Genomic DNA, 9,899 nt, shown 5'->3' on the forward strand with positions numbered 1-9,899 from the left:
ATATAAGTCATTTTTGGTGGTTCGATTTCTGTTTCAACTTGTTTATAGATGCTAGACCAAAAATATCTTTCTATAAATCTAGCTTTGACCTCCACATTTATCAAAGCTTCAGCAGCATTTTGTTCTCCCGTTAGCTCAAGGGCACATCTATCTGCTTCATATTCATCCATCCGTGCCAACACAAAAGAATAGGCATTAAAAAACGGGCTGTACCATGTCAAAAATCGTTCAAACATTAACGACGATACTTCATTTCCACCTTGTCCTAGCCCTTTAATAATGCGATACCATGTTTCGCGTTGGCGATAAATCCAACCACTAAAACGGCTGTGATTTCCTGATAAATGTCCTAGTTCATGAGCTAAAACAGCACGAAATTGTTCGGGTGGGAGTGCTAGCATGAGTGGTAGACCTACAATTAAGTAATTTTGCTGCCATCCCAGCAAACCTAAGCGTGGTCTTTGGACAACCCCTGCATTAAAATCGTTGGTCAGCAAGATGTGGTGAAACCGTGGAGCTTGCAGTTTTGATGAGATTTCGTTAGTTAAAGAATAGAGATTGGGTACATCCTTGGGTTGCAGTGGTAAACCTGTAGGTGGGGGAAAAGAAACCCAAAGCGATCGCACTAGCACCAATGCGATCGCCAGCAAAAACAGAACACCTTTCACAGATGAGGCATTAACTGACTGAGCGTTAAGCATCAAAAAGATAATACCTACCAGCAGAGTCAACGTTACAGCTAGAACCAAAAATATATATGCGTAGCCCAAAGTAGCCAAAAAAGCAACGTGCAATTTATAAAGATGCGGTTGTTTGTTAGCAAAAACTTCTAACTTCTGAATTAGCTTATCAAAACGCTCTTGATTGAAAGCCATAAATATGTATCAGCCTCATAAAACTGTAATATAGCTGACACAATATCTCTATAGCTTACGTAGAAACTCAGAAGTTAATAGTCATCATTGAGAAAACGCATTTTCTTTCACCCCGCCCTCCCAGCACTATGAGATAAAAAAATTCGATGGCTTAATTAAGTGCATATCGAGCTTCCATATAATAGTTGAAGAAGTGCAACAAAATTAAACATCAAATCAAATCTCTCTTCCCACAACCCTTACTTTGGCTTGACAAACAAGATAAATTGGGTCTAGTTGGCATCTGCGCGGTTGAATTCAATATTTTCACGAACGGAGAACACGAAATCTATGACCAGACTAGAAACCCGCACTGAACCTATGGTGCTAAACATGGGGCCACACCACCCCTCGATGCACGGGGTTCTGCGGCTAATCATGACTCTGGATGGCGAGGATGTTGTTGACTGTGAACCGGTCATCGGCTACCTGCATCGAGGAATGGAAAAAATTGCTGAGAACCGCACTAATGTAATGTACGTCCCTTACGTTAGTCGCTGGGACTACGCGGCGGGAATGTTCAACGAAGCTGTCACTGTCAACGCCCCAGAAAAGCTTGCAGGTGTCGCTGTCCCCAAACGCGCTAGCTACATCCGCGTCATCATGCTGGAGTTGAACCGCATTGCTAACCACTTGCTATGGTTTGGCCCCTTCCTAGCTGACGTAGGCGCACAAACTCCCTTCTTCTACCAGTTTCGGGAACGGGAGATGATTTATGATTTGTGGGAAGCTGCCACAGGTTATCGGATGGTGAATAACAACTACTTCCGCGTTGGTGGAGTAGCAGCCGATTTACCTTACGGTTGGGTAGATAAGTGTCTGGAATTCTGTGACTACTTATTGCCCAAAGTTGATGAGTACGAACGCTTAGTAACCGATAACCCTATCTTCCGGCGACGTGTTGAGGGTATTGGGACTATCACCCGTGAAGAAGCAATCAACTGGGGACTTTCTGGCCCAATGTTACGCGCATCTGGTGTGCAATGGGATTTGCGGAAAGTTGACCATTACGAATGCTACGACGATTTCGACTGGGATGTGCAGTGGGAAACCGCCGGTGATTGCTTTGCTCGTTACGTAGTGCGGATGCGGGAAATGCGCGAATCTGTCAAGATTATTCGCCAAGCAATCAAAGGACTTCCTGGCGGCCCTTACGAAAATCTGGAAGCCAAGCGTTTAGCCGCAGGTAAAAAATCCGAGTGGGACGCATTTGATTACCAATTCATCGGCAAAAAAGTTTCCCCCACTTTCAAGATGCCCAAGGGTGAAATCTACGCTCGTGTAGAAAGTGGCAAAGGTGAATTGGGAATTTATTTGGTTGGGGATGATAATGTCTTTCCTGCACGTTGGAAGATTCGCGCCGCAGATTTCAACAATCTCCAGATTGTCCCACATTTACTACGCGGGATGAAGGTTGCAGATATTGTGGTGATTCTCGGCAGTGTTGACGTAATTATGGGATCTGTGGATAGGTAGAGTAAATATCTATCTCAGTAATTTTTAGAGCAGTTGTATTACAGTGCAACTGCTCTATTTTTTTGATTCTTCAGTAGTTAGGTGATTTCTGACAAAGAATCTACCCAGGTTGACGAGTTTCGACACTTCGACTACGCTCAGTGCATCGCTTCGCTCAACTCTCGATTCTTTAGTTGGTTGAGCGAAGTCGAAACCAACGGCAGCGGTAGATTTATTTACGGAAATTGCCTTAACTGTGTCACTAATCGATCAGACGCGCTTACCAAACGAATATACATTGCTGAAGATTTGCAAACCTGTCATTTTAGTCTACTGAAAGTCAGACAGTTGGTTCCTGGTATTTGACTCCTCGTTTTTGATGACGGTCATTAGCAACGATAGGATAAACAATGCTGCGTAACCGATTGATCGCACCGACAGGACGATGCACTGCTAGTCCATTCCCCGGAGAAAAACTGAGATTTTCCTCAAAGTCATTTTCTCTGGCCGAACTAATCTTCTGATGCTTAACTCTTAAGCGACCAACTGTAATGAAGGGTGATTCCTTTTCATTCCAAACAATGGTAGTATCATCAATAGACATTTTTGGGCTAGTTTGAAATTGAATTTGAAAGTCCCAACAATATTCAGCATTAAGGTTGGCTAAAGCTTTAATAATATCCTCTCGGTAGTAGTTGTCCTCTGAACCTGAAGCTTTGGCACGCTGAAGTTCACTTTTTGGTCTAGATTCCAGAGGAAGTTGTTGATGAGGTGGTTGAGGGGAAACCGGAGTAAATCCATATTTAATCACAACCGGATATTCTACAGGAACTCGACCTGGTTGGGATGGATCAAAATCAGATTTCAGTCCCAAGGAATATGCTGAAGCACTCCAATAGCGTTCTGTAAGCAAGCTCTTGGGAAAACGTTTGAAACTGTTTTCTAGAAGTGAGATTTCATAGGGATGCAACATTTTCCATAAAAGTATGAACGGTATAAGTAACGGAGATAGCTTTGCTCGATAAACCTGCAAAAAAAAGCTGTGGAAGTCTTTGATGGTTCTAACAAAAAAGAATTCGGTATTGTGGGTAATAATATCTTGGGTTTTTAACTCGTGACTTTGCGGTAATCGTTCTCCTTCTACGTCGATCACTTTTACGGACATGGAGCGTGTATCACCTTCATAATCATTCTTTACTGAAAACGCACCATTTGCAAATCGTAGCCAAACCGGATATTGCTTGGGTTTGGCAAATAAACCTTGTTTTAGGGAAATGGCTTGCAGTTGAGCTTCAGTTAATGAGGCGCGTTTGCTCAATTCCTGCTTAATTGCTGCTTCATCAAAGTCAAAGATTTCTAGAGTACCTTGAACAGCAGCGTTAGTTTTAGAGTGAGTATCTCTCTTTGCAGTTGGTTTCTTCTTACCTCCGTAAAGATTGTCCATGTTTTTTTTAACTAGCTCACTCATGAGAGCGCAATATTTGGTTTCATCTTTTTCTGGGTATTCGGTAAAAAGTTTCATTTTTGAAAAGTAGGATTAATTAATTAATCAATTGAGTTTATTTATTGTCCAGTCAGCTTCCAGTGACAGAGTGAGAAGAGTATTATTAAGAGCGATCGCTCCACCATACAAGACGCTACGCATAGCTTGCTTAATAGTAGGGGTAAAGCGATCGCACTAAAAGCCAATGGAGAATATCACTTAAAGGTCAAAGGTAACTTTGTACTTTTTGCCTGATGGCGGAACGTTGCGATTAACTAAATCTGAGACTGTGTTGGTATTTTGAATTATTTCCCAACCCACAGGAGAAAAAGTCTGTTTATTGAAGATTTTGGGTGATAATAAAGGATTAGTTAGCGCTTGAGAAAAAGCATCAATCCCAATTAAGCGTGCTACTAGGGAAGGAATAGTTGAATTTTTCCGCCCATCCTCGGCGTAAAGTCCCACAAAGAATTCAATATTATCAACATGACCATATAATTCTTTGAGTTTCTCTTGAACAAATTCATCACCGCTAATTTGCTCAAATCTCGTCACTCTGGGGAAACCACACAATTGACGATAATCGTTGTAGCTTGCTAATTGCAGTTGCCGTCCTAGTTTAATCGCGGGTAACTCGGTTAACTCAACCAATATATCAGGCGTGTTGAATAAACCGATTTTTGTACCTGCTTGGGAACAAGTTTCCTCCATCAATGCCCCCAAACCTTGATCGATGAACATCTTGTTGTTCCAGAGAGATGCAGCAATATGGGTTGGTTTACCGTTATATTTAAAGGTTTCTGGAATCGCACTATGCCAGCGATAAACAAAGTCAAACTCAATTGCCATGTAATTGGGACGATGCCAACTTTCCTTAGTAAAAGCTTCAGGATCGGCAAACAACTTAAAGTGATAAGGAGTTATGTGGTTAATGTACTCCTCCATAATGATTTTGAGAATAATCGCCATGAGAATATTTCTCGCGGTTTGGAAGAGGCGTTCATCATCCCAATCTGGATAATTACTTGCTAATTCATCACAAAGACGATTATGCTCCCGGAAACATAGAGTATTGAGCATGACATAGCCAATTTGCACATTTGCTCGTTCTACTCCCATCGCAAACAGATATTGTTTTTTTTCTACGGGCTGTCTTTTTTCATCATTGACAGGTTCATAAAGACCCTCAAATTGATCGTCAACTTTACCCTGCGCTGGATCGGCATAATAAAACAAGGGATACTCTTCTTCTACGCCATCTTGGCGCTTGAGTTTTTGAGATTTGAGTTTACCTCCTTTAAAGCTTCTTAAAAGGTGTGTTTGTTTTCTGGTTAAACCATAAACATTACACAAATCAATCTCATGGTTGGAAGTATTTTTTAATTTATTATAGTGATCGAGGCGGAGAAAACTATCAGTAAACCACTGCACCCAATAGGGAAACAGCATAGTTGATTTGGTAGAATAAATGGTTTTACCATCTCTTTTACGAAATAAGATAGCTAGGTCTTCAACCTTTGGTAAATTCCCCTCAGCGTTTAACTTGGGATCGGGTGGTAGATGCCTTCCTGTATAAGTGCGATCGTTGAGTGATTCCCAGGAAGTATAGGCATCAGTTTTCTTAGGAATTTTAGTATCAGGAATATACTCATCTAGAGTCATCATACTGTAGGCATTAGGACGAGTCGGAATTTTGTAGATGAGACTATTGAGTAGAGTTTTGTTAACTTTACGTTTTATAGATTCGTTACTTTGGATAAGTTGCCAAAGCCCTTTAAAGTTAGTTAAAACTAATGTTTGAATTTTATTGTTTAAACCGTCTCTAGATGTGTCTCTTTTACCAGCCATAATTATTACCTGTGTGTTGGTTGTACTTAAAATCTCGTACTTGTAGCGATCGCCAAGAAATATCAAAATCTCAAATTAATCCAATAATTTGTCAATAATGTTTTGTAAATTTTGGGGTCGGTAGTCCTTGCGACCTTTCAAACGGTTGATTGTGCTGTCATGAATATCTTCAATGGCATCGCCTATCTCACGCAGCTTGATTCCTGCCAATTTAAAGAATCCAGGATCGTTCTCAAACTCACATTCATAATTGGGATTAATGCCTGTGGGAATCACACTTGTATCGAAGTCAAGTCCCAATCCTAAATCACCTATAGAATCAATCATCCACTGTAATGCAGCATCAGATAACCCGCTGTGTTCTTCAGTTCCACCGCCAACGCAACCATGTCCACCTGGAAACCACTTTTGAATCACTCGTTGGTTTTCAGCTTCAGGATGCGGTTTCATGGGAGTCACATCAAAGGATTCACGGATTTCGTCGATCGCCATTGCGTGCAGTGCATTTTGGATATCTTTGTTTAAAGTAGTGTCGTGAAATCTGTAGCGCTCATTGAGCTGGTCGTGAAACTTTTTGAAGACAGCTAACCCAGGAATACCAAGCGATCCAACCGTGTCAAAACAACCGATCAAGTTAATCGGAACGCGATCGCCGTAACTTTTACGGTATTTTACTGCTTCCTGATCCTTTGGCTTCACACCTCCATTACGGTAAAGCTCGTAAGCTTCATGTGCTTTGGTGACATGAGGGCGATCTAAAAGGCCAGAGCAATAGATCATCCCCGCTAAACTTCTAACTGTGTAAGCACCGCGACTGAAGCCAAACAGATAGATTTCGTCACCAGGAACATAATTGAGACTAAGAAATCGGTAGCCATCTTCTATATTTCTATCGATTCCTAGTCCGGTAGCTCCCCCTAAAACCTTTTGACTCTCGGTTCCAATGCCCTCGTCATAAAATATGATTTGTGTAACCCCGTCACTGGCAATTGGTTTTACAGATTGAGCCAGCTTAACTATATTGCTTGGGTAAGGACTCGTTAACTGTTGCCACGTTCCATCACAGCAAACTACAAGACGTTTTCCAGTTTTTTTCATAGTTTTATAACTCAATTAAATTGGCTTGCTCGTCGTTATGCGTAGTTATGAACCAGCAATTTGCTCTTGCTGGTTGTAAGCTATCAAGATAGGTCTAAACTGCTCAAAATTTTTGATGTCTACACAGGGCGTACAATCGAGCTTGGTTCTAAGTTCAGCACTGAAGGAAACAAGCTGCTCAACAAGAACCTGACGGTCGGTTAAGCAGCCTTTGATTGCTATGAGTTCTCACAGAGACCACTCATAGAGATGTCTATCTGCATCGTTCATTATTACAATTAGTTCGTTCTTGGTTCTTATGATTTGGTTGAGAAGCTCATCTACCTTCACAACGATCAAATTCGCAATCAGGATGTTAAATGCCTCTTTGCCACCAATTATATCGATCAGTTCATTAACATACTGCCTAACCAGACTTATAAATGTCTGATTCCAATCGTTGCGGATGTTCTCTATCTTGATATCAATATTTAGGAAAATATTCTCATCCTTCGCCGATTTGTTTTGTTCCGTCTTCACCAACTACCATTTTTCTTATATTTAGATGTTTTATTCGAGTAGAGTGCGTTATTGCATTGCTCTAACGCAACCTCTACCCCATCAATTTTCAGTCAACTTAGCTAAAGTCTAATTATTTGTTTCCTGGTAACTGCTGCGGTTGCACAGGTGATAGTGGTGCAGGATTTACTGAAATAGGTTTGAACGGCTTGAATGTGTTGATATCTACACAGTTGGTATTATCCAACTTGACTCTAAGTTCAGCACTGAAAGTAACTAGTTGCTCAACAAGAGCTTGGCGATCGGTTAAGCAGCCTTTGATTGCCATTAGTTCTCCTAGTGTCCACTCATAGAGATGTCTGTCTGCGTTGTTTATGATGATAGTCAGTTCGTTTCTGATTCTCAAGATTTGATTGAGAAGCTCATCCACTTTGATATTGATCACATTTGCAACCTGAATGTTGAATGACTCTCTGTTGCCTATTATGTTGATCACTTCATCGACATACTGTGTAACCAAACTGATAAATGTCTGATTCCACTCGTTGCGGACATTCTCAAGCTTGATGTCAATATCTCTGTAGACGTTATTAATCTTGTTGTTAATTTCAGTGCTGTTGACAACGAAGTTCAGAATCCTGTTATTTATTTCAGTACTATTGATCACGACGCTCTCAATCTTCTGATGAATTTGAGAATTATCGACCAAGATATTCTCAATCTTCTGGGTTAATTGAGCGTTATCAAAAATTTGGTTAATGACAATGTTATTGGTTACATTGTGCTGTAAGCGCCGATCAACGTACTGGTTTAATACGTCATTATCATTGACGATGTTTTGAGTAATTAACTGGACGTAATTTTGTACCTTTTGCTCGTAGGTTTCATCGATTTGCTTGCTGACATACTGATTAATATCAGTATTGTTATTGACAATGTTCTGGGTAATTAATTTGACAAATGTTTCTCTGCCACCTATTACGTTGATCAGTTCATCGACTTGCTGTGTAACCAAACTAATAAATGTCTCATTCCACTCGTTGCGAACATTTTCAATCTTGCTGTTAATTTCGGTGCTGTTGGTAACAAGGTTCACAATACTATTGTTAACTTCAGTATTGTTTGTTACGTTTTGCTGTAAGCGTTGGTCAACATACTGGTTTAATACATCATTATCATTAATAATGTTCTGAGTAATCACTTGAATGTGATTTTCTATCTTTTGCTCGAAAGTGCTGTCGATTTCGTGGCTGACGTATTGATTAATTTCAGCATTGGTGACTAGATTCTGAGCAATTACGCTGATATTATTACGTATCTTTTGCTCAAAGCTTTGGTCTATTTGCTGATCAACGTGTTGATCAAGGTACTGGTTGAGTTCCGGCTTATTGATGATATTGTTGATAATTAATTCAACGTTATTACGTACCTTTTGCTCAAAAGTTTGGTCGATTTCCTGGTTAAAGTACTGTTTAATTTCAGGATTATCATTGATGATATTCTGAGTAATGAGGCTGATGTTATTACGTATCTTTTGCTCAAAGCTTTGGTCGATTTGCTGATTAACGTGTTGATCAATGTACTGGTTGAGTTCCTGCTTATTGATGATGTTGTTGATAATTAATTCAACGTTGTTACGTACCTTTTGCTCGAAGGTTTGATCTACTTGCTGATTGACATGCCTATCAATATACTGGTTGAGTTCCGGCTTATTGACAATGTTGTTGATAATTAATCCGACGTTGTTATGTATCCTTTGCTCAAAAGTCTGGTCGATTTGTTGATCAACATGCCGATCAATGTATTGGTTGAGTTCTTGCTTATTGACAATGTTGTTGATGATTAATCCGACGTTGTTACGTATCCTTTGCTCAAAGGTCTGGTCTACATATTGGTTGATCTGCTGATTAATTTTCTTTGATATCTCAACGCTGATCTTATCTTCCACAAGCTTGTCTAAGTAGCCAGACCAGCCTTGCAAGTGCTGGTTCAGACTAAACTCCATCTGCTGTATATAAGCATCCATTGAGAATCTGACTTTTGCTATTTCTACAGCCAAATTCTTAAAGTGCTTCTCGTAGTTCTTCAGCAGCCAATTTTCGAGCTGATCCCAATACTTAGCCTCTAAAGTCACATCAGCTTCATCTATCACGTTAATAGATGCATTAATCTGCTGTAACTGCTCTTCCCACTTCTTCTTAAACTCGTCTTCGTTAAAACGGAAGGTAAACTCTACCGAGCTGTTCGCACCTACTGCTTCACGACTGACAGATCCACCTGAGCTTTGAATATTTGTAACAGTCTCAGTTGTACTACTTGTAACAGAACCCGTTGTAACAGTCTCAGTTGTACTATTTATAACAGACCCTGCTGTAACAGCTACCTTATTATTCTCTTGCTTTTTATATTTCTCAGTCAGTTCAGTTGCACTTACTGACTCTATTGCCAGAATAATTTGGCCTTCGTTATCATCTTTGTAGGTGTCAATAAATAAACCTAATAAAGTAGTTTTTTCTTTAACCTCCAAAATTATTTCGTCTTTCAGCCCATTCAATGAAAACCAACTTTCTTCAACTTCAATACCAGTCAGTTTTGTAATACAC

Annotated in this window: 5 protein-coding genes and 1 pseudogene; 1 reads left to right on the top strand and 5 read right to left on the bottom strand. The window is 40.1% G+C overall.

The window, feature by feature from the left end; all coding sequences use genetic code 11:
* Positions 1-875, bottom strand: an 875-nt coding sequence (locus tag IQ229_RS02565; RefSeq protein WP_194041007.1) for a M48 family metallopeptidase, incomplete at its 3' end; no start/stop codon positions are given.
* A gap of 330 nt (positions 876-1,205) precedes the next feature.
* On the opposite strand from IQ229_RS02565, the gene IQ229_RS02570 reads away from it, so the two are divergent.
* Complete coding sequence (locus tag IQ229_RS02570; RefSeq protein ID WP_194041009.1) at positions 1,206-2,390, top strand: NAD(P)H-quinone oxidoreductase subunit H; 1,185 nt, start codon at positions 1,206-1,208, stop codon at positions 2,388-2,390.
* Positions 2,391-2,709: 319 nt separating this feature from the next.
* Here IQ229_RS02570 and IQ229_RS02575 read toward each other — a convergent pair whose 3' ends face one another.
* From IQ229_RS02575 to IQ229_RS02590, 4 genes and pseudogenes are all read right to left on the bottom strand, one after another.
* Entirely contained in the window at positions 2,710-3,891 is a 1,182-nt protein-coding gene (locus tag IQ229_RS02575; RefSeq protein WP_194041011.1) for a catalase family protein, read from the bottom strand.
* A gap of 180 nt (positions 3,892-4,071) precedes the next feature.
* Positions 4,072-5,700 (bottom strand): peroxidase family protein, encoded by a 1,629-nt coding sequence (locus IQ229_RS02580; RefSeq protein WP_194041013.1) that lies wholly within the window; start codon positions 5,698-5,700, stop codon positions 4,072-4,074.
* A gap of 75 nt (positions 5,701-5,775) precedes the next feature.
* Positions 5,776-6,798: a DUF2235 domain-containing protein gene (locus tag IQ229_RS02585; RefSeq protein ID WP_194041015.1), complete on the bottom strand. Its 1,023-nt coding sequence runs from the start codon at positions 6,796-6,798 to the stop codon at positions 5,776-5,778.
* Positions 6,799-7,429: 631 nt separating this feature from the next.
* A pseudogene (locus IQ229_RS02590) lies at positions 7,430-9,899 on the bottom strand (hypothetical protein); the annotation flags it as partial.

It is taken from the genome of Nostoc cf. edaphicum LEGE 07299 (assembly GCF_015207245.1).
GTDB lineage: Bacteria > Cyanobacteriota > Cyanobacteriia > Cyanobacteriales > Nostocaceae > Nostoc > Nostoc edaphicum_B.

Coding starts and splice junctions, on each gene's coding strand:
- IQ229_RS02570 (WP_194041009.1), top strand. CDS start 1,206: ATGACCAGACTAGAAACCCGCACTGAACCTATGGTGCTAAACATGGGG.
- IQ229_RS02575 (WP_194041011.1), bottom strand. CDS start 3,891: ATGAAACTTTTTACCGAATACCCAGAAAAAGATGAAACCAAATATTGC.
- IQ229_RS02580 (WP_194041013.1), bottom strand. CDS start 5,700: ATGGCTGGTAAAAGAGACACATCTAGAGACGGTTTAAACAATAAAATT.
- IQ229_RS02585 (WP_194041015.1), bottom strand. CDS start 6,798: ATGAAAAAAACTGGAAAACGTCTTGTAGTTTGCTGTGATGGAACGTGG.